Genomic DNA, 18,724 nt, shown 5'->3' on the forward strand with positions numbered 1-18,724 from the left:
ATAAAACTAATAAACTATGAATAATTTAAATGAATTCAAGGAATTCTATTTAAAAGTCGTACTACCTAATACACCCAGTTATAAAGCGTATTTCAATGAATATAATATTGATAAAAACTTCAATGAATTAGTTGAAACTTTCAAAGAGAGCTATAATATTACTCCATTTGAAATTAATTCGTCCGAAATTAAAGCTTTAATATCTCAAAAAAAAGAACCTTTCTATACTTATTCATTAGAAAAGGGATCTGATGTTCCACAATCTATACTTAATAAGCACTATGCATTATTTTTTGATTATAACAAACAGATAGTTTTCAGTAATTTACAGGATCTTATAAACAGATTACACGAGTTATTTGGTAAAAGCTTTATAGGCAATTTTCAAAAACAAAGGATAAATCTTAATGGTAACACTAGAATATCTTCTTCTAGTGAAATTTTTGGACCTGTTAGAGACGACTATTGGACAATAAATAAAGGAAGTGAATGTGAACTGCAATATCATATTTATAAAGATGGTGATGAAATTGGTTATGGCCTAGGATTTAATGCTCAAAAATCAATGAATAATTTGGCACCTATCGAAAATGTTTCGCCTTTTATAAGTTCATTTTTTGTCAATAAAACTAAAATTGATGATGCCTTAAAAGATTACTCGTTTGGCCATCGCAATATTCAAGATCTTAAAAATATTAAAGAAGGAGATTTTATTTTTTTTGGGAAAAGGTTTGAAATTAATTTATCAGCTAATTCATTTGAAATTCATGGACTTTGCTTGCTTGAAATGTTTTATGATTTAAAAAATAAGCAATTTGATATTTATAAATTAATTTTTGAAAACTCAAAAAATATAACTACTGATACATCACAAATATTTACTATGGTTGAAAAAGAAAGCCTTTTGAAATATAAAAAACAAATAATTCTACAAGGGCCTCCCGGAACGGGGAAAACTAGGGAAGCTAAAGAAATTGCTAAAAATATTTTGGGTATAGAAGATTTAAAAAATAGTGAACAATTCAAGCTAATTCAATTTCATCCAAGCTATACATACGAAGATTTTGTAAGAGGAATTGTCGCAGAATCGAAAGGAGATAAACTAGAATATAAAAGTGTAAACAAGGTTTTAGGTGCGTTTGCTGAATTAGCTCTCAATAACTATCAGAAATCAAGATGTGTGGATAACCTAATTTCTAAGAGAGATTGGATAAATGAACAGTTTGATAATTTTGTAGAACTGGTACAAACGTCGATCGATAACTCTGGAGAATATAGATTAACCGATAAAGTGAAAATTTTTGACATTGATGAAAATGCTTTTTATTATACGGGTGATTCTTGGCTTGAAAATGCTAAGCATAGGATGAAATTTGTAGATATTAAAGAAGCTTTTCTAAGTAATCCTAATGATAAAAAGGAATTTAGAGCTTTGTCAAATATTACAGGATCTGCTAAACAGCATTACGGATATTATTACAAAATATTTTCAGACTTTAAAACTTCAATAACGGAAAATTATGAAGAAGTTTCACCATCAATTATTGAAGCAAAGGATTATGTATTAATAATTGACGAAATTAATAGATCTAACCTATCCTCTGTTTTAGGGGAGCTTATTTATGCTTTGGAGTATAGAGGTCAGGAGATAGAAAGTATTTATACAGTTGAAGATTCATTGTTAAAAAATAAATTTATTCTTCCTCCAAACCTTTATATCATCGGAACAATGAACACTGCAGATAGAAGTGTAGGTCATATAGACTATGCGATTAGAAGAAGATTTGCATTTGTAGATGTTTTACCCCAAGCATTGAAAGAAACAAATGAAATTTATTTTAATACTACTGATTTTGAAAAGGTTGCTAGTATTTTCATTAATGCTAATGTTAATAGTGAATTTGAAATAAAAGATGTTCAGATCGGACACAGTTATTTTATTGCAAAGAAAAGGGAAGCTAGGAATGCTGTTGAAGCAAAAGAGATATTTGATATGAAAATGAAGTACGAGGTTATTCCTTTGCTTAATGAGTACCTTAAAGACGGTGTACTTAATCAAAGTGCATTATCAAAAATCAATGATTTAAAAGCTACTTATGCTAGTTCTTAAGGAGCATAATCATTTTTATTACAGTGGATGTCATTTGGATTATCTCCGGAAGAGTTATGCCTGGGAAGATGATTTAATAATTCCTAAGCCGCTTTATTTTAAACAGAATCAAGCTGTTTGTTTAAAGATTGATTCAAAGGCTGATTCAGAGAAGATTAGAACTTTAAAGTTAGAAACATCTTATTATATAGGTTTACAATATATTAATGAGTGGAAACTTCCTGTATTGATAGAACCAAAGTTGAATAATAAGCTCAAAAGACTTGATTTTCTAGGTATGTTAATAGAGGCACTACATGATTCAGAAAACTTTAATCATTTAGGTGGGTTGATGGAGGTTGATTATGACGCAGAATGGATTGAGGTTCCAGCAGAGTATGAAGTTGAATTAACTCCTTTTTTAATTGTACAGTTCTTAATGATTGTAAAGCAAATTGTTAAAAAAGGACTGAAAAAATCTTATTATCCAAAGACAGAAAATTTAAGAAGTAGAATTAAAGGTAAGATATTAGTTAATCAGCAGCTAAAGCAAAATGTTTTTAAACAGAGATTAACTAATACCGTATGCACCTATCAGGAGTTTGGTTTTGATACTTTTGAAAATCAGTTTCTAAAATATGTATCACAAATTATCTACTCATTTATAGGAAATTTTGATCCGATATTTAAAAGCCAGCTTTTAGAATTATTAAATTATAATAATGCTGCGTTTCAACATGTATCTGATAACAAATTCAAATCATTTGAAGGCAAAGAAAGAAATTCTTTTTATAAGGCTTATAATATAGCATTTAATTTGGGAAATCAGATTTTGAAGATGATGGACCTGAACTATGACACAAGGATTTCTAATATTAAAAAATATCCACCCCATTGGCTTGATATGAGTAAGCTATTTGAACTATATACTTTCAAAAAGCTGAGAGAAAAATTTTGTGGTGAAGGAGAAGTAAAGTATCATGAAAAAATACACTACCAGGAGTTAGATTTTATCATAAATACTAAGGATTTCAAAGCAGTAGTAGATGCAAAATATAAACCACGTTACAAAAATGGCAACCCTACTAAGGAAGATGCAAGACAATTGGCAGGATATTCAAGATTAAATAAGGTTTATGAAGAGTTAGGTATTAATGAAGACCAGATTATTCCTGTTTATTTTGTTTATCCCAAAGAATTGGATGAAGCGCAAACTTTTGAAGAGCTAATTCAAACAGAAGATTCAGTCGAGAATAATAATTTAATTAGCATTCTAAAATCTGAAACATCAGTTAGAGAAGTAAAAGCTTATAAAAAAATGTTTATGCAGGAAGTATCAATGAAAACTTTTTGAGAATTTTTACAACCAAACTCCTGAGAACCATTCTCAGAAGTTTTTGTTATATAGATTAATCCATTACGATTCTAATAACCATAAAACCTTCAACCATCAATTCAAAAAAATGGGTTCTCAATTCTCACACAATATTCACTCCCCAGATACAAAGGATTCCCATGCTTTTCAGACCAAAAACCATCCAATACATCTTTACTTAAACAACGGTACACGGCCACACCTTTATAAATTTGCTGATCATCACCCTCATAGTTAAAGTTAAGCACTAATATGTTGTCCTTATAAAAGCCTGTCCCATTCTGTATATGGTCGCCAATCATCCATTGGGCAATAATGCGGGCATTTTCATTAACAGATAAAATTAAGGTACCCTGATAAGAAAACTGGTCAGAGGCTTCCTGATTCCTTCCTTTGATAGAATAAGTTCCTGCTAAATCATATACTGTCATTGATTCATTTTTTATGGGTGGCAAATTTAAAAAATCTTCAGTTAACAAGCATTACATATAAATAGGTATAGATTTCTTGCTAAATTTTTTTCATCTATAAATTAAATTTTACTTTTGCGACAAATTAATTGTAGAATGATTCCTTTTCTGTTGATCGTTAACCTTATTACCTTTGGAGTTTTTGGATTTGATAAACTGCAGGCCAAAAGACATCAATGGCGGATTTCCGAGAATACTCTTTTAGTTCTTTCATTGATTGGAATTATTGGTGCAGCTTCAGGAATGGTTATCTTTCATCATAAAGTTTCCAAAAAATCTTTTCTGGTGAAATTTTTCATCGTAGTTTTAATTGATGTTGTCTTGTTGTACAGGTTGATAAGGCATTGATTGATAATGCTTAGTTTCAAAAAAAATATTTTTTGAATCCGGTTTTTTCTTACATTTATCATTCAACAATCAAAAACTTTATAACTATGAAAAATGTAAGAAAAATGACAAGAAGTGAAATGAAAACACTCACAGGAGGAATTGCAAAAGGAATGGTAAGATGTAAGGATCCCGATACTTGTGCACTAAGATGGGGATGGCCTACAGGAGATTCCAGTAATTGTGGTGATTTTGCTATTATATGTGGCGATGCACCGGCAGTTGATCCATGTGATTCGTCTTTATGTCCATAACCGTTTAAGAGTGTTTTTTCAACACTCTTTTTTATACCCCTGTAAACGTGTATTTTAAACAGAATGTTAATTATTTATCCAATAAAATTGTTTTTCATTAAAAATCACTATTTTTGCACTCGTAAAAATCCTATATGCAAAACATTAGAAATATTGCGATTATCGCACACGTTGACCACGGGAAGACGACTTTGGTTGACAAAATCATCCACGCAACCAACATTTTCAGAGAAAATCAGGAGAGTGGAGAATTAATTATGGATAACAATGACCTTGAAAGAGAAAGAGGGATCACCATCTTATCCAAGAATATTTCTGTTACTTATAAAGACACTAAAATTAACGTAATTGATACTCCTGGTCACGCGGATTTCGGTGGAGAAGTAGAGAGAGTATTGAAAATGGCTGACGGAGTTATCCTGTTGGTGGATGCGTTCGAAGGACCAATGCCACAAACAAGATTCGTACTTCAGAAAGCTTTAGAATTAGGATTGAGACCATTAGTGGTTATCAATAAAGTTGATAAACCAAACTGCCGTCCGGACGAAGTTCACGATCAGGTATTTGATTTATTCTTCAACCTTGAAGCTACTGAAGAGCAATTAGATTTCCCAACTTTCTACGGTTCTTCTAAGCAAGGTTGGTTCAACACTTCATTAGAGCAGACTGAAGATATTTTACCACTATTAGATGGTATCTTAGAACACGTACCAGCTCCAAAAGTAACTGAAGGGAACCTTCAGATGCAGATTACTTCTCTTGATTTTTCTTCTTTCTTAGGAAGAATTGCGATCGGAAAAGTAACAAGAGGAGAGATCAAAGAATCTCAATGGATTGGTCTTGCTCAGGCAGATGGAAAAGTGTTGAAAGGTAAAGTAAAAGAGCTTTACGTTTTCGAAGGATTAGGAAAGAAAAAAGTAACTGAAGTTCAAGCTGGAGATATCTGTGCTGTAGTAGGTTTTGATGCATTCCAGATCGGTGACTCTTTCGTAGATCTTGAAAATCCTGAACCATTGGAAAGAACTGCAATTGATGAGCCTACATTGAACATGACGTTCTCTATCAACAATTCACCTTTCTTCGGTAAAGATGGTAAATATGTTACTTCTAACCACCTTAAAGAAAGATTAACTAAAGAATTAGAGAAAAACTTAGCATTAAGAGTTCAACAAACTGATGATGCTAATACGTTCTTAGTATTCGGTAGAGGTATTCTTCACTTATCAGTTTTAATTGAAACCATGAGAAGAGAAGGATATGAAATGACCATCGGTCAGCCACAGGTTATCCTAAGAGAAATTGACGGAGTTAGCTGTGAGCCTTACGAATCTTTAGTAGTTGACGTTCCTGAAGAATACGCATCAAGAGTTATCGATTTAGCTACTCAGAGAAAAGGTGACCTTCACATTATGGAAACTAAAGGAGAAATGCAGCACATGGAATTTGAGATTCCTTCAAGAGGTTTGATCGGACTTCGTTCTCAAATGCTGACTGCTACTGCTGGGGAAGCTATCATGGCTCACCGTTTCACAGAATATAAGCCTTTCAAAGGAGCTATTCCGGGAAGAAACAATGGGGTATTGATTAGCAAAACTACAGGTCCTGCTACAGAATATTCTATCGCTAAACTACAGGATAGAGGTAAGTTCTTCGTTGATCCGGGTGAGGAAATCTACACAGGGATGATCATTGGAGAGCAAAACAAACCTGGAGATCTTGTAGTAAACATCGTAGAAGCAAAACAGTTGAACAACATGAGAGCTTCTGGAAAAGATAAAGATACAGGGGTTGCACCAAAAATCTTATTCTCTCTTGAAGAATGTATGGAATATATCCAGGCTGACGAAGCGATCGAGGTAACTCCAAACTTTATCAGAATGAGAAAGAAAATCCTTTCTGAAGAAGAAAGAAAAAGAGTTGAAAGATCAGCGAAAGCGTAATCATTTCGATTTACAATCATATCATATAGAAAAGCCTCGAATTTTTCGAGGCTTTTTTTCTAAAGAATAGGAAAAAATGTTTATTTTTTCACAACAATATCCAAAGTATTAAAATTTAATTTAAAGTAGTTTTGCGGCTATGAAAATGAGTAAACTAAAACTTATCGTTTTAATGGGAGTTCTAGCGTCTTACAGCACCTCATGTTCTACTCAGAACAATGTAACAAAGACTCCGCCTGTTAGAAATACAACAAAACCTAATACCACTACTACCACCCAGCCAAAACCTCCTGTAGCAGTAAAACCTACAACAGGAACATCAACGGAAGAAACATTCAGAACCAACCTTCCGGAGATCAAAAGAGAATTCCGCGGGGCATGGATTGCCAGTGTAGCGAATATCAACTGGCCATCAAAAAACAACCTGACCGTAGAACAGCAGAAAGCAGAAGCCATCAGTATGCTGGATATGCTGAAAGATAATAATTTCAATGCAGCTATTTTTCAGATCAGACCTTCTGCAGATGCGCTATATACAAGTAATATCGAACCTTGGTCTTACTTTTTAACCGGAGAAACAGGAACAGCTCCTTATCCCAGCTATGATCCGTTATTATTCTGGATTGAAGAAGCCCACAAAAGAGGATTGGAATTACACGTTTGGTTGAATCCTTACCGTGCCCACCACACCAATGGAGGTAATGTTAATAAAATGTCAATGGCCAACAGAATGTCTGACATTGTGGTAAGGTTAAAAAATGGGATGTACTGGTTTGATCCGGCTAACCCAAAAACACAGGATCACGTATCCAACGTAGTAAAGGATATCGTAAAAAGATATGACATTGATGCCATTCACTTTGATGATTACTTCTATCCGTACGCTACTTACAACAAAGGAGCAGATTTCCCGGATTATGCGACCTGGAGTGCCTATCAAAACAGTGGCGGAACTCTGTCAAGAGCAGACTGGAGAAGAGATAACGTAAACAAATTTGTAGAACGTATCTATAAAGAAATTCATGCAGAAAAAAATAATGTAAGGTTTGGAATCAGTCCATTTGGGATTTGGAAACCTGGATATCCTGCAGGAATTGTAGGATCATCTCAGTTTGATGAGCTGTATGCTGATGCTAAATTATGGCTAAACAAGGGTTGGGTAGATTATTTCTCTCCACAATTATACTGGCCAATTGATTCAAAAGGACAGGGATTTGAAGCTTTGCTAAACTGGTGGCAGTCAGAAAATACCATGAAACGCCACTTATGGCCAGGCTTAAATACGGTTGAGATTAAAACGTATGATCGTCCAACAGAAATCAGAAACCAAATTGAAATTTCCAGAAAGATCCTGAAGAATGATGCCGGTGAAATTCACTGGAGTATTGCCGGTCTTACTAAGAATCCGGGAATGCTTCCCACCTTGAAAAACGGTCCTTACAGTGAAAAAGCATTAGTTCCGAAATCTCCATGGATCAAAACCATTCCATTACAAACCCCAACCTTATTTATTACAGATAACGGAAGCTTTGCCCAGACAAGGTGGAGTACAAAAAATGCTTCAGAAGTGTTTCAATGGGTACTTTTCAGTCAGTATGACGGGGTATGGCAAACAGAGATTTTACCCTTGGATACCCTTTTCAAAGATATTCCAAAATTCAAAAATGGTAAAAAGCTGAACGGAGTTGCAATCAAAGCCATCGATAGACTGGGAAATGAAAGTGATTATATGGCAAAAAAAATCAAATAAAAAAACAAAGATGGTATTAAATGACCATTAAACTTTTTTAACATATAAGAGGGTTTAACGAAAAGTTGAACCCTTTTTTATTCTATTATTTGAATTCTGACGAAGGGAAAATAAATCAGTTTTTAAGTAAGAATGCACTGTTCTCTGCTAAGTGTTAACGTCTCTGCGAACGTATAAGCCACTTCTATATTAAAAACCTTTGTGAGCTTTGCGTTTAAATTAAAAATAACACTCAACAAACCATATCTTATCCTTTAACTTATAAAAATACAACGAATGAAAATCAAATATTTTCAAAACTTAAGTAAACTTCCTATATACAAAGATTGTTATTTCAAATGACTAAAGTATTAATAAAACTAAAGTTCCACCAAGTTTTCCATACCGTTTTATTTTAGAATTACTATAAATTATTATCTTAAAATAAATAAAATCAGTATGATACATATTGAATTGAACTGCTTTTAAGTAAAATAGAAACCTTCGCGGAATCATTTTTGCATGATCAGTTCCATAATCACCAAAATATAACATTTATGAATACTAAAAGACTTTCCGCAAAAGTGGAAAAAGCACTTAGTGATCAGATGAACAAGGAGATTCATGCATCACACGTTTTTCTATCGTATGGAATTTGGGCCGATGATAAAGGCTATCAGGGAATTGCCAATTTTCTCTACCGTCATGCGCAGGAAGAAAGAAACCATTCGATTAAATTTATGGAATACATTTTAAACAGAGGAGGAAAGCCTAAAGTAGATTCCATTCCGGCACCTCCAGCTGATCCTGAAAACCTTACAGCCTGCTTTGAAGGTGTTTTCAAACATGAGGTAGACAATACAACGGCTATTTATAAAATTGTAGACCTTTCCATGGCTGAAAAAGACTGGGCTACGTGGAATTTTATGCAATGGTTTGTTCAGGAACAGATTGAAGAAGAAACATTAGCTCAGAATCTGATTGATAAATTGAAAATTGCAGGTGGTGACAGAGCCACAGACGAATCTTTATTTACTTTAGATAAAACTTTACAGGAAGCTCCGAATGATGTTCCTCTGGCTCAGAACGCCACAGGAGATAATCCATAAAAATCATCCATGAAGCGAAACTGTTTGAAAATCTGCCAGAATGCTGGCAGATTTTTTTATTATGAAACTCTCTTAAAATTCACTATCTTTGCACGCTGAAAGTTTAGGAATCGGGAATCAGAATGAAAAATTTTGAATCTTAAACCACAAACTTTCAAACCTAAACCTTAAACTTTGAATTTTACAATATGAAATGTGGAATTGTAGGCCTGCCGAATGTAGGTAAATCAACACTTTTTAACTGTCTGAGCAACGCAAAAGCTCAATCAGCAAACTATCCTTTCTGTACTATTGAACCGAACCTGGGAACCGTTTCAGTGCCGGATCAGAGATTATTTGAATTGGAGAAAATCGTAAAACCTGAGAGAGTTTTACCAGCTGTAGTTGAGATCGTTGATATTGCAGGTCTTGTAAAAGGTGCCAGCAAAGGAGAAGGATTGGGGAATCAGTTCCTGGCAAATATTCGTGAGTGTGAGGCGATCATTCATGTTTTAAGATGTTTTGATAACGGAAATATCGTTCACGTAGAAGGTTCAGTAGATCCGTTAAGAGATAAAGAAATTATTGATATTGAGCTTCAATTGAAAGACCTTGAAACAGTAGGGAAAGCAGTAGAAAAAGCTAAAAAATTCATCAAATCCGGTAAGAAAGAAGATATCCTTACTTACGAAACGCTTCAAAATTTACAGAAATTCCTTGAAGACGGGAAAAATGCAAGAGAATTTGCAATGGATGACTTTACAAAGTCAATCATAGCTGATGTTCAGCTTTTGACCAACAAACCGGTTCTTTACGTTTGCAACGTAGATGAAAACTCTATCAAAAACGGAAACGAATGGATTGCTAAGATCGAAGAGATGGCTAAAAATGAAGGTGCTGAAGTAGTAGTATTAGCTGCTCAGATCGAAGCTGATATCAACGAATTGGAAACTTTCGAAGAAAGAGAAATTTTCCTTGATGAGCTAGGTCTTACAGAACCGGGAGTAAACCGTTTGATCAGAAAGGCATATGACCTTTTAAAACTTCAGACTTACTTTACTGCCGGAGTAAAAGAAGTAAGAGCATGGACTATCGGACAGGGATGGACAGCTCCTCAGGCTGCCGGAGTAATCCACACAGACTTTGAAAAAGGATTCATCCGTGCAGAAGTAATCAAGTATAATGATTACATGACGTACGGTTCAGAAGTAAAAGTAAAAGAAGCCGGAAAACTTTCAGTAGAAGGTAAAGAATATATCGTTCAGGATGGTGACATCATGCACTTTAGATTCAATGTATAAGAAAAAATATTAAAGTTAGTTTATAAAAAAGCGCTTCCATAATATAATTTGGGAGCGTTTTTTGCATTGATGTTGAAAACTTTTTAACATGAAATATATTGGCTTGTTCCTATTTACTTTATTAGTATCCTGTACCAAAAATATTGAAGATCGATGTTTTATCAATGCGAAAGACAATACAAAATATGAGTATAAAGAAGATAATCCTTATACTGTAGCACAAATTCTTAAACACAAACCAGAATATCTTGAAATTGTAAATCTTGCCCAATACAGAAATTTTAAAAAAGACAGCATAGAATCTGATCGGTTTTGGGATAATGAGGAAATATGGAAAGCCCACAAAGAAGAATTTAAAATATTCCAGGAAAAATTTCATGATGAGTTTGGATTTTCCATCCGGCAGGAAGTGGGGAATATAACATACGCTTTAGGTCATAATAATTTAGGATATTGGTTATTGAAAATTCAGGATAATAAGCCTTCTGCTTATTTTTTAGGCATAAGTTTTAGTCATTATTATATCAATAAAATTCAGGAAAAACCAATTATTAAAGACGGATTTCTTCAGTTAGAAGGAAGCCTTGTAAAGATTATCAAGGTTGCCGGGCTACCAGGCTATGACGATTATTCTGCGATGGAAGATGGTAAATTATTTAAAATTAACTTGAAGGATTTGTTTAAAGATTCGGATAATGATGGGTATAATGATATTTTCGAGAAAAGTTTTGGATTGAATGAAAATAATAAAGATACAGATGGTGACGGAGTTGATGATTTTAATGATCTGAACCCTATGTTCCGGTCTGAGAACAATAAATTTACTCAGTTATACGAAATGCTGTTACCTCAATATTCCGGAATTGAAAATTTTAAGAGCTTACATTATTCATTTGAGGTTTTCACAAGTGACTGTGATTATTTCCATCAGATTAACCCTTCTCTCAGAGTCCTGTTTTTACCTGAAAATGAAGAAAAACAAACCTATTATACAAGAGTGACTGATGTTGTAGACCATGGTGTATCTAAGCTGAAGCGAGATCCTAAAATTCCTGACTATTATTATATTGATACATGGGGAAGCAGTTACTCAAATGATTACTCCGTAGAATTTAAAGATGGTAAATGGATTCTGAAAATGATAGGATCAACAGTAGTCTAAAATGAGTTGTTTATAAGAAAAAGCACTTTCAAAAAAATGAAAGTGCTCAAATTATAAAAATAACATAAAGTATATGTTTAGTCTAAGGGCGGATGAATGATGATTTGACATCTTCTTTCGAAGCATTTTGGGCCAATAGTTGTACAGAAACCTGTGGCCGGATCAATACACTGCAGTAATCCGCCTTTGATCGATCGTAATTCTTTTTTGTTCAGCTTTTTGCCGTTATTTAGGTTTTGATTTTTCATAATTTCTCTATTTTAAAAATGGGCGTACCATTGTTATTCGAACGGAGGATATGTAAATAGAAAAAGGTTCCTTCATTGCCTGTTGCCTATGGCTCTAGCACAGGTCTGCACTGCAATTCAGCACATCCAAACCCAAAAGCTCTGCATTGGCCGGTCATAGGATCTATACATTGTCTTAATCCGCCGGTAATGCTTTTTAGTTCTTTATTATTTAGTTTTTTTCCGTTGTTTAAGTTTTGATTTTTCATAATTTCTTATTTTTTAAATGAAATGATTTTGGGTATTAGTCAAATGGAGGTTCAGGTACATATCTGCACTCTCTTTCCGCACATCGGATTCCGGTATCTATACAGCGTCTTGTTTCAGGATCAAGACACATTTGTAATCCACCTTTTATGGTTTTCAGCTCTTTTTTGTTTAGTTTTTTTCCTTTATTCATAGTCTTAGTTTTGTGGTTATTCTATAGTGATAGGGGCTGGTCTGCATTCTTTTTGTCCGCATACAGGAGAAATAATGGTACAGCCATTAGGATATGGAGATTCACATGGCTCATATGGAATTGGGCAAAGTACCGGTTCCATGCAGTTTAGTAATCCACCAGTAATGGATTTTAGCTCTTTTTTGTTAAGTTTTCTACTGAACTGTGAAATTTGATTTTTCATTAGTTTGATTTTTAGTGAGTTAGTTATAGCGAATGTAGTAAAAATAATTCAATATAAATCACTTTTTATGGAAAAAATGATAAATAATTTGATTGAATGCAGGTAAATTAATAATTTGAGGCGATATTGAATCTCTCCCATAAGGTGAACCTTTCAACACATAAAAATGAACTTTTCAACACATTTTGTTTGTGCTTTAATACGGAAATTTGCTTTATAAATACGTAAAGAAAATGGAAAAAAAGAAACCGTTTTGGTAACCGGAGGTTCAGGATTTATTGCCTGCTATTGTATGATTGTTTTACTCAATAAAGGCTATAAAGTGAAAGCAACACTTCGTTCCCTTAAAAAAGCAGAACTGGTAAAAGAAATGCTTAAAGAAGGTGGAGTTACTTCTTTTGAAGACTTATCCTTTGCCGAAGCAGATTTACAAAATGAAGCAAGCTGGGAGAAAGCTGCTGAAGGATGTCAGTATGTTATTCATACAGCATCACCTACTCCCAATACCGATGCGAAAACAGAAGAAGATTTTGTTATTCCTGCCAGGAATGGAGTGTTGTTTGTAATGCGTGCCGCAAAGAAAGCAGGCGTAAAAAGAGTGGTATTAACATCTGCTTTTGGGGCAGTAAGTTATGGAACACTTAAAGATACTCCTTATACAGAAGACGATTGGACTGTTCTTAATGATACTGTCTTTCCCTACCAGCGCTCTAAAACCATTTCCGAGAAAGCAGCCTGGGAGTTTATACAGAATGAAGGCGCAGGAATGGAGTTGTCTGTTGTTAATCCAACGACAGTTATGGGACCTGTGTTATCGAATGATTATGCCCATTCTATCCAGATTATAAAACAGATGTTAAATGGAGAAATGAGAGGCTGTCCTAAGCTTATTACAGGGTATGTGGATGTCCGGGATGTTGCAGATCTGCATTTTAGAGCTTTAACGATGCCTGAAGCGAGTGGACAACGTTTTATTGCTGTTGCAGGAGAAGCTTTGTCGATGCTGGATGTAGCCAACATCTTAAGGAAAAATTTAGGACATGTTGCCCATAAAGTCCCTAAAAAAGAATTGCCAAACTGGATCATAAGAGTGATCTCGGTTTTCAATCCTAAAATAAAAATGATTACTCCTCATTTAGGTCTCATAAAAAGAGCAAGTAATGAAAAAGCAAAAAAAATATTAAATTGGAAGCCCAGAAGTGCAGAAGAGGCAATAGTAGATGCTGCAGAAAGTTTAATTAAATTTAATCAGGTTTAAAATGAGAGTAATCATCACAGGAGCAACAGGATTAGTGGGTGAAGGAGTTTTATTGGTAGGTCTGAATCGTCCGGAAGTCACGGAAGTATTAACCATCACCAGAAAACCTTCAGAACATAAGCATCCTAAACTGAAAGAACTGATCGTAAAAGATTTTTCTGAAATTAAAAATTACAGCGCTGAACTAAACGGATATGATGCCTGCTTCTTTTGTGCAGGGGCAAGTTCTGTAGGCGAAACAGAAGAAAGTTTTACCCGAAAGACTTATGATTTTGTACTGCCTTTTGCCGAAGAATTATCTCGAATAAACAAAGCAATGACCTTTATATATGTCTCAGGAAATCGTACAGATAGCACAGAGAAAGGAAAAGTAATGTGGGCAAGAGTAAAAGGACGCACAGAAAATGCATTGCTGAAACTGCCTTTTAAAGCTGTTTATAATTTCCGTCCAGGATTTATGAGACCCGTAAAAGAACAAAAAAATGTTCGCTTTATTTATCGTTTTTTCGATGTCTTATCACCGGTTTGGTATTTACTTTTTCCCGGTTGGATCTGTAAAATGGAAGAAGTAGGGCTCGCAATGATTCATTGTGTTGAAAAGGGGTATAAAAATACTGTTATGGAGGTAAAAGATATAAAAGAAGCGGCCCGATGAAGAAATTTTTGACCATAATAAAAACAGGAGGAGCTGTTGTTCTGTGCCTCATTTTAATCATAGTAGTTATTGTCTACTTTTATATGAAACAGCCGCAGTTTGGAGCATTACCTGAAGGAGAAAGACTGGAATTAGTAAAAAAATCAGCGCACTATAAAAACGGAAAATTCAGAAACCTTGAAGAAAAACCTGTGATCACTCCGGGCTACAGTTTTGTAGAAGAAATTTGGAAATCTCTGGCTGAAACCAATCCGCACACAGAACCTGAAGGTATTTTACCCTCCGTAAAAACAGATCTTAAGGCAATTTCACCTCATGACAATATTCTCGTCTGGTTTGGTCATTCGTCTTTCTTTTTACAGGTAGATGGAATTAAAATTTTAGTAGATACTGTCTTTAGCGGCAAAGCATCTCCTTTACCATGGGGTGTAAAAGCTTATAAAGGAAGTGATATATATACCGTGACTGATATGCCTGAGATTGATTATATGCTACTTTCCCATGATCATTACGATCATTTGGATTATGAAACCGTAAAAGCTTTACAATCAAAAGTAAAATTTGTAGTTTGTGGATTGGGAGCAGGAGCTCATTATGAAAAATGGGGGTATAAACCGCAGCAAATTATTGAAAAAGACTGGGGTGGTAAGCTGGATGTAAAACAAGGCTTTACAATATATGCGGAAAATACTCATCATGCAGGAGGAAGAGGATTTACGGATTCACAGGCGCTGTGGTTGTCTTTTTTATCCAGTCACCTACACTAAATATATACTACAGTGGAGATGGTGGATACAGTGGCCGTTTTAAAAAAATAGCTGAAAATCATCCTGCTATAGATTGGGCAATCATGGAGTGCGGGCAATATAACAAAGCCTGGCAATCTGTACATGAATTACCTGAAGAGGTAGCTCTGGCAACTACAGAATTACAAGCTAAAAACCTGTTGCCAGTTCACCACTCAAAATTTACCCTGGCAAGACATCCCTGGAATGAACCTCTTAACCGGATTTTTACCTTATCTCAATCAAAAAACTACCGCCTGGCTACCCCGATGATAGGGGAAATTGTAAGATTAGATGATCGGTCTCAAGTCTTTAAACAATGGTGGAAAAACGTAAAATAATACAACATGAAGATCACTGAAATAAAATCCTGTTTTGTGGGACCTGTTATTTCTCCTGAACAGTTTATAACAGAGCATTTTTTCCTTTTCCTGGCAAAAGGGACAATGAATGGATATGACGGAAATAAACACTATACCCTTAAGCCGGGAGACAGCTGTATGGTAAGAAAAAACAGGCTGGCCCGTTATAATAAACAGAAAGATAATAATGAATTTGAAAAGGTGATTTTTATCTTTGATGAATTATTTTTGAAAGAATTTCAAAAAAAACATAGCTTGTCATTTCAGAATTTTCATTCAAAAGATGCATTTATTTCTATAAAAAAAGATAAACTGATAGATCATTTTTTAATTTCATTAGAACCCTATTATACAGATTCAGGGAATATCAGTACTGCGTTTTCTGATTTAAAAAGAGAAGAACTTTTACTTATTCTCCTGCAGATACATCCTGAATTATCTGATATTCTTTTTGATTTTGGAATTCCTGGCCGTTTGGATCTTGAACAGTTTATGCAGAAAAATTATAAGTTCAATGTGAATGTAGAACGGCTTGCTTTTCTTACAGGGCGTAGTCTATCAGCATTTAAAAGAGATTTTAAAAAGATTTTTGATGATACACCCAATCGTTGGTTAGTGAAAAGAAGATTACAGGAAGCTCGTTTTCTTATTGAAGAGAAAAAACTAAGGCCGGGTGATATTTATCTTGATCTCGGTTTTGAAGATTTCTCACACTTTTCTTTTGCTTTCAAAAAAGAGTTTGGAATATCAGCCAAAAGTCTTTAACAGCAGGAAACAGATCTTTACCATTAAAAAACATACAAATAAACAAAAGACTTCATAACTTTGTATATTTGAATTTTACAACTGATTGAGTATGGAGAAAATAGCCCATTCTTCACTGGATGATTTTTACAGAGAAATGACCGCTAAACTAGGGAAAAGCCTGGAAGATATTTTTCCTAAAGGCCTCCATAAAGATATCGGCCATTTTAATGTGTTTGATATTGCCCAGACTCTTGAACGGGTTAAAAATACTTCAGAAATGCCGTATAACAGGAGGAAGTATTACAAAATTAGCCTGATCAGAGGGAAGAACAGAGCGGAGTATGCCGATAAGACGATATCCATAGAACACAATGCATTGTTATTTGCCACTCCAAAGGTTCCTTATCATTGGATTCCGGAAGACACCCGGCAATCCGGTAGCTTTTGTGTATTTACGGAGGATTTTTTTATAAGAGAAACCTCCCACAATACCTTAGAAAATTTACCTATTTTTCAGCCCGGAGCAATTCCCATCTTTGAAATTAATGATGAACTGGCAGATGAATTAGAATTACTTTTTAAAAAGATAAAAAATGAAATAGATTCAGATTATGTATTTAAATATGATCTGATCAGAAATTACGTGTGGGAGCTTATTCATTACGGTCAAAAGTTGCAGCCTGCTTCAAAAATTCCAGTTTCAAAAGATGCTTCAATGAGGGTGGTTTCTTTATTTATAGAATTGTTAGAAAGGCAGTTTCCTATAGAATCCCTTGAACAGAGATTACAATTAAGAGCCGCAAATGATTATGCAGAAAGGCTGTCCGTACATGTTAATTATCTCAACAAAAGATTAAAAGAAAGTACCGGAAAAACCACGACGGAATTTATCGGTGATCGTATCATTCAAGAAGCAAAAATTCTTTTGAAGCAAACCCAATGGAATGTATCTGAAATTTCTTATGCTCTTGGTTTCGAAGAAATTGCCCATTTTTCAAACTTTTTTAAAAGAAAAACCACATTTACCCCTTTAGAATTTCGATCCTGATTTGAATTTTGCAAATTTCGGATTGATTTAGGTAAACTCTTTCTACTGTAAATGCCCCAACTTTGTATCACTAAAACAACCAAAAATATGGAAGCAAAAACAAAAATAGTATTGGTAACCGGAGGAAGCCGCGGATTAGGTAAAAACTCAGCCCTTAAAATTGCCCAAAAAGGACTGGATGTTATCATTACATATAGAAGCAATAAAGAAGAAGCAGAAGCTGTAGTGGAGGAAATAAAAGCAATGGGCAGAAAAGGAACAGCTTTTCAGTTAGATACTAAAGATCGTAAAAGTTTTGATGCATTTGTGAAAAACGTTACTGATTACGTAAAAGAGACTACTGGAAATGCTGCTATTGATTACCTTGTGAATAATGCAGGAACCGCTTTATATGCTCCAATTACAGAAGTAACGGAAGAGCAGATGGATGATATGCTGGATATTCATTTCAAAGGAGTCTTTTTCTTAACTCAAAAATTATTGCCTTTCATCAATGATGGGGGAGGAATTATCAATATCTCTTCTGGATTGGCCAGATTTGCAACACCTGGTTCATCTGTATATGGTTCTATAAAAGCAGGAGTGGAAATGTTGACTAAATATATGGCCAAAGAATTGGGCTCCAGAAAAATAAAAGCAAATGTAATAGCGCCAGGCGCTATTGAAACCGATTTCGGAGGCGGAAGAGTAAGAGATAATAAAGAAATCAATGATATGATAGCTGGTTCAACAGCTTTAGGAAGAGTAGGGCTTCCCGACGATATTGGTGGAGTGGTGGCATTTCTATGCACTGATGATGCAGGATGGATTAACGGGCAAAGAATTGAGGCTTCAGGAGGAATGTTTCTTTAAAAGACAGCATCAATAATATAATATTTCATAATTTTTTTCTGGTATACAAGTAAAACAAGAAGAACCGGTAAAGCATGCCGGTTCTTTTATTTTTTATAATTGTCTATTAGTCGATCGGATCAACAGGAATGGGCGGCTGGCATTCTTGTTCCCTGCATCCTGACCCATAATAATAACAGTAGTCTCCGTAGATTTTACATGTTACGTCTCCTCCGCCTGTGATCATTTTCAGTTCATTCTTGGCTAATTTTTTTCCTCTGTTTAAATGTTGCTTGTTCATGGTTTGATATTTAAAGAGTTACATATGACGAA

The 18,724-nt window shown here is 34.5% G+C and carries 19 protein-coding genes and 1 pseudogene; 15 read left to right on the plus strand and 5 right to left on the minus strand.

The window, feature by feature from the left end; all coding sequences use genetic code 11:
• Window positions 1–16: 16 nt before the first annotated feature.
• Together H5J24_RS07860 and H5J24_RS07865 are read left to right on the plus strand one after the other, a co-directional pair.
• Window positions 17–2,110, plus strand: coding sequence for an McrB family protein (locus tag H5J24_RS07860; protein WP_068943649.1), 2,094 nt, complete (start codon window positions 17–19; stop codon window positions 2,108–2,110).
• Window positions 2,097–3,443, plus strand: a complete 1,347-nt coding sequence (locus tag H5J24_RS07865; RefSeq protein WP_068943648.1) for a 5-methylcytosine restriction system specificity protein McrC — start codon at window positions 2,097–2,099, stop codon at window positions 3,441–3,443. Before H5J24_RS07860 ends, H5J24_RS07865 begins: the two co-directional genes overlap by 14 nt.
• Before the next feature lie 101 nt (window positions 3,444–3,544).
• Here the strand turns inward: H5J24_RS07865 and H5J24_RS07870 are convergent, their stop codons facing one another.
• On the minus strand, window positions 3,545–3,895 hold the full coding sequence (locus H5J24_RS07870; RefSeq protein ID WP_068943647.1) for a hypothetical protein: 351 nt from the start codon (window positions 3,893–3,895) through the stop codon (window positions 3,545–3,547).
• Window positions 3,896–4,030: 135 nt separating this feature from the next.
• Between H5J24_RS07870 and H5J24_RS07875 the strand changes: the two genes are divergently transcribed.
• The 7 genes from H5J24_RS07875 (at window position 4,031) to H5J24_RS07905 (ending at window position 11,795) form a co-directional block, all read left to right on the plus strand.
• Entirely contained in the window at window positions 4,031–4,282 is a 252-nt protein-coding gene (locus H5J24_RS07875; protein WP_068943646.1) for a DUF1294 domain-containing protein, read from the plus strand.
• Window positions 4,283–4,368: 86 nt separating this feature from the next.
• Window positions 4,369–4,575, plus strand: a complete 207-nt coding sequence (locus H5J24_RS07880; protein WP_068943645.1) for a bacteriocin-like protein — start codon at window positions 4,369–4,371, stop codon at window positions 4,573–4,575.
• Window positions 4,576–4,709: 134 nt separating this feature from the next.
• Complete coding sequence (typA, locus tag H5J24_RS07885) at window positions 4,710–6,515, plus strand: translational GTPase TypA (protein ID WP_068943644.1); 1,806 nt, start codon at window positions 4,710–4,712, stop codon at window positions 6,513–6,515.
• 139 nt (window positions 6,516–6,654) lie between these two features.
• The gene (locus H5J24_RS07890; RefSeq protein ID WP_068943643.1) at window positions 6,655–8,265 is read left to right on the plus strand and encodes a glycoside hydrolase family 10-like protein; all 1,611 of its coding nucleotides are present in this window, start codon (window positions 6,655–6,657) and stop codon (window positions 8,263–8,265) included.
• 536 nt (window positions 8,266–8,801) lie between these two features.
• Window positions 8,802–9,353 carry a ferritin gene (locus tag H5J24_RS07895; RefSeq protein WP_068943641.1) on the plus strand — a complete coding sequence of 184 codons (552 nt, stop codon included), beginning with the start codon at window positions 8,802–8,804 and terminating at the stop codon, window positions 9,351–9,353.
• A gap of 188 nt (window positions 9,354–9,541) precedes the next feature.
• Window positions 9,542–10,633 (plus strand): redox-regulated ATPase YchF, encoded by a 1,092-nt coding sequence (gene ychF, locus H5J24_RS07900; RefSeq protein ID WP_068943640.1) that lies wholly within the window; start codon window positions 9,542–9,544, stop codon window positions 10,631–10,633.
• A gap of 88 nt (window positions 10,634–10,721) precedes the next feature.
• Window positions 10,722–11,795 carry a hypothetical protein gene (locus H5J24_RS07905; RefSeq protein WP_068943639.1) on the plus strand — a complete coding sequence of 358 codons (1,074 nt, stop codon included), beginning with the start codon at window positions 10,722–10,724 and terminating at the stop codon, window positions 11,793–11,795.
• A 334-nt stretch (window positions 11,796–12,129) separates the two neighbouring features.
• Here H5J24_RS07905 and H5J24_RS07910 read toward each other — a convergent pair whose 3' ends face one another.
• Genes H5J24_RS07910 through H5J24_RS07920 form a run of 3 tightly spaced genes read right to left on the minus strand, consistent with a single transcriptional unit; the run spans window position 12,130 to window position 12,705 of the window.
• Window positions 12,130–12,291, minus strand: a complete 162-nt coding sequence (locus H5J24_RS07910) for a ComC/BlpC family leader-containing pheromone/bacteriocin (RefSeq protein ID WP_141395697.1) — start codon at window positions 12,289–12,291, stop codon at window positions 12,130–12,132.
• Window positions 12,292–12,326: 35 nt separating this feature from the next.
• Window positions 12,327–12,482: a bacteriocin gene (locus tag H5J24_RS07915; protein ID WP_141395696.1), complete on the minus strand. Its 156-nt coding sequence runs from the start codon at window positions 12,480–12,482 to the stop codon at window positions 12,327–12,329.
• A gap of 16 nt (window positions 12,483–12,498) precedes the next feature.
• Window positions 12,499–12,705, minus strand: a complete 207-nt coding sequence (locus H5J24_RS07920) for a bacteriocin (protein WP_141395695.1) — start codon at window positions 12,703–12,705, stop codon at window positions 12,499–12,501.
• Window positions 12,706–12,925: 220 nt separating this feature from the next.
• On the opposite strand from H5J24_RS07920, the gene H5J24_RS07925 reads away from it, so the two are divergent.
• The 6 genes and pseudogenes from H5J24_RS07925 (at window position 12,926) to H5J24_RS07950 (ending at window position 18,412) form a co-directional block, all read left to right on the plus strand.
• Window positions 12,926–13,963, plus strand: coding sequence for an SDR family oxidoreductase (locus H5J24_RS07925; protein WP_488153960.1), 1,038 nt, complete (start codon window positions 12,926–12,928; stop codon window positions 13,961–13,963).
• A 1-nt stretch (window position 13,964) separates the two neighbouring features.
• Window positions 13,965–14,618 carry an NAD-dependent epimerase/dehydratase family protein gene (locus tag H5J24_RS07930; RefSeq protein ID WP_068943637.1) on the plus strand — a complete coding sequence of 218 codons (654 nt, stop codon included), beginning with the start codon at window positions 13,965–13,967 and terminating at the stop codon, window positions 14,616–14,618.
• 83 nt (window positions 14,619–14,701) lie between these two features.
• A pseudogene (locus tag H5J24_RS07935) lies at window positions 14,702–15,744 on the plus strand (MBL fold metallo-hydrolase).
• 6 nt (window positions 15,745–15,750) lie between these two features.
• Window positions 15,751–16,530 carry a helix-turn-helix domain-containing protein gene (locus H5J24_RS07940; protein ID WP_068943635.1) on the plus strand — a complete coding sequence of 260 codons (780 nt, stop codon included), beginning with the start codon at window positions 15,751–15,753 and terminating at the stop codon, window positions 16,528–16,530.
• Window positions 16,531–16,621: 91 nt separating this feature from the next.
• Window positions 16,622–17,560, plus strand: a complete 939-nt coding sequence (locus H5J24_RS07945) for a helix-turn-helix domain-containing protein (RefSeq protein ID WP_068943634.1) — start codon at window positions 16,622–16,624, stop codon at window positions 17,558–17,560.
• 87 nt (window positions 17,561–17,647) lie between these two features.
• Window positions 17,648–18,412, plus strand: coding sequence for an SDR family NAD(P)-dependent oxidoreductase (locus H5J24_RS07950; protein WP_068943633.1), 765 nt, complete (start codon window positions 17,648–17,650; stop codon window positions 18,410–18,412).
• Between the two features lie 106 nt (window positions 18,413–18,518).
• Here the strand turns inward: H5J24_RS07950 and H5J24_RS07955 are convergent, their stop codons facing one another.
• Window positions 18,519–18,692, minus strand: a complete 174-nt coding sequence (locus H5J24_RS07955) for a hypothetical protein (protein ID WP_167387008.1) — start codon at window positions 18,690–18,692, stop codon at window positions 18,519–18,521.
• Window positions 18,693–18,724: the final 32 nt, after the last annotated feature.

The organism is Chryseobacterium capnotolerans (genome assembly GCF_021278965.1).
Taxonomy (GTDB): Bacteria; Bacteroidota; Bacteroidia; order Flavobacteriales; family Weeksellaceae; genus Chryseobacterium; species Chryseobacterium capnotolerans.

Excerpts from the sequence above, each read along its gene's own strand:
- H5J24_RS07860 (WP_068943649.1), top strand. The coding sequence starts at position 17 with ATGAATAATTTAAATGAATTCAAGGAATTCTATTTAAAAGTCGTACTA.
- H5J24_RS07865 (WP_068943648.1), top strand. The coding sequence starts at position 2,097 with ATGCTAGTTCTTAAGGAGCATAATCATTTTTATTACAGTGGATGTCAT.
- H5J24_RS07870 (WP_068943647.1), bottom strand. The coding sequence starts at position 3,895 with ATGACAGTATATGATTTAGCAGGAACTTATTCTATCAAAGGAAGGAAT.
- H5J24_RS07875 (WP_068943646.1), top strand. The coding sequence starts at position 4,031 with ATGATTCCTTTTCTGTTGATCGTTAACCTTATTACCTTTGGAGTTTTT.
- H5J24_RS07880 (WP_068943645.1), top strand. The coding sequence starts at position 4,369 with ATGAAAAATGTAAGAAAAATGACAAGAAGTGAAATGAAAACACTCACA.
- typA (WP_068943644.1), top strand. The coding sequence starts at position 4,710 with ATGCAAAACATTAGAAATATTGCGATTATCGCACACGTTGACCACGGG.
- H5J24_RS07890 (WP_068943643.1), top strand. The coding sequence starts at position 6,655 with ATGAAAATGAGTAAACTAAAACTTATCGTTTTAATGGGAGTTCTAGCG.
- H5J24_RS07895 (WP_068943641.1), top strand. The coding sequence starts at position 8,802 with ATGAATACTAAAAGACTTTCCGCAAAAGTGGAAAAAGCACTTAGTGAT.
- ychF (WP_068943640.1), top strand. The coding sequence starts at position 9,542 with ATGAAATGTGGAATTGTAGGCCTGCCGAATGTAGGTAAATCAACACTT.
- H5J24_RS07905 (WP_068943639.1), top strand. The coding sequence starts at position 10,722 with ATGAAATATATTGGCTTGTTCCTATTTACTTTATTAGTATCCTGTACC.
- H5J24_RS07910 (WP_141395697.1), bottom strand. The coding sequence starts at position 12,291 with ATGAAAAATCAAAACTTAAACAACGGAAAAAAACTAAATAATAAAGAA.
- H5J24_RS07915 (WP_141395696.1), bottom strand. The coding sequence starts at position 12,482 with ATGAATAAAGGAAAAAAACTAAACAAAAAAGAGCTGAAAACCATAAAA.
- H5J24_RS07920 (WP_141395695.1), bottom strand. The coding sequence starts at position 12,705 with ATGAAAAATCAAATTTCACAGTTCAGTAGAAAACTTAACAAAAAAGAG.
- H5J24_RS07930 (WP_068943637.1), top strand. The coding sequence starts at position 13,965 with ATGAGAGTAATCATCACAGGAGCAACAGGATTAGTGGGTGAAGGAGTT.
- H5J24_RS07940 (WP_068943635.1), top strand. The coding sequence starts at position 15,751 with ATGAAGATCACTGAAATAAAATCCTGTTTTGTGGGACCTGTTATTTCT.
- H5J24_RS07945 (WP_068943634.1), top strand. The coding sequence starts at position 16,622 with ATGGAGAAAATAGCCCATTCTTCACTGGATGATTTTTACAGAGAAATG.
- H5J24_RS07950 (WP_068943633.1), top strand. The coding sequence starts at position 17,648 with ATGGAAGCAAAAACAAAAATAGTATTGGTAACCGGAGGAAGCCGCGGA.
- H5J24_RS07955 (WP_167387008.1), bottom strand. The coding sequence starts at position 18,692 with ATGAACAAGCAACATTTAAACAGAGGAAAAAAATTAGCCAAGAATGAA.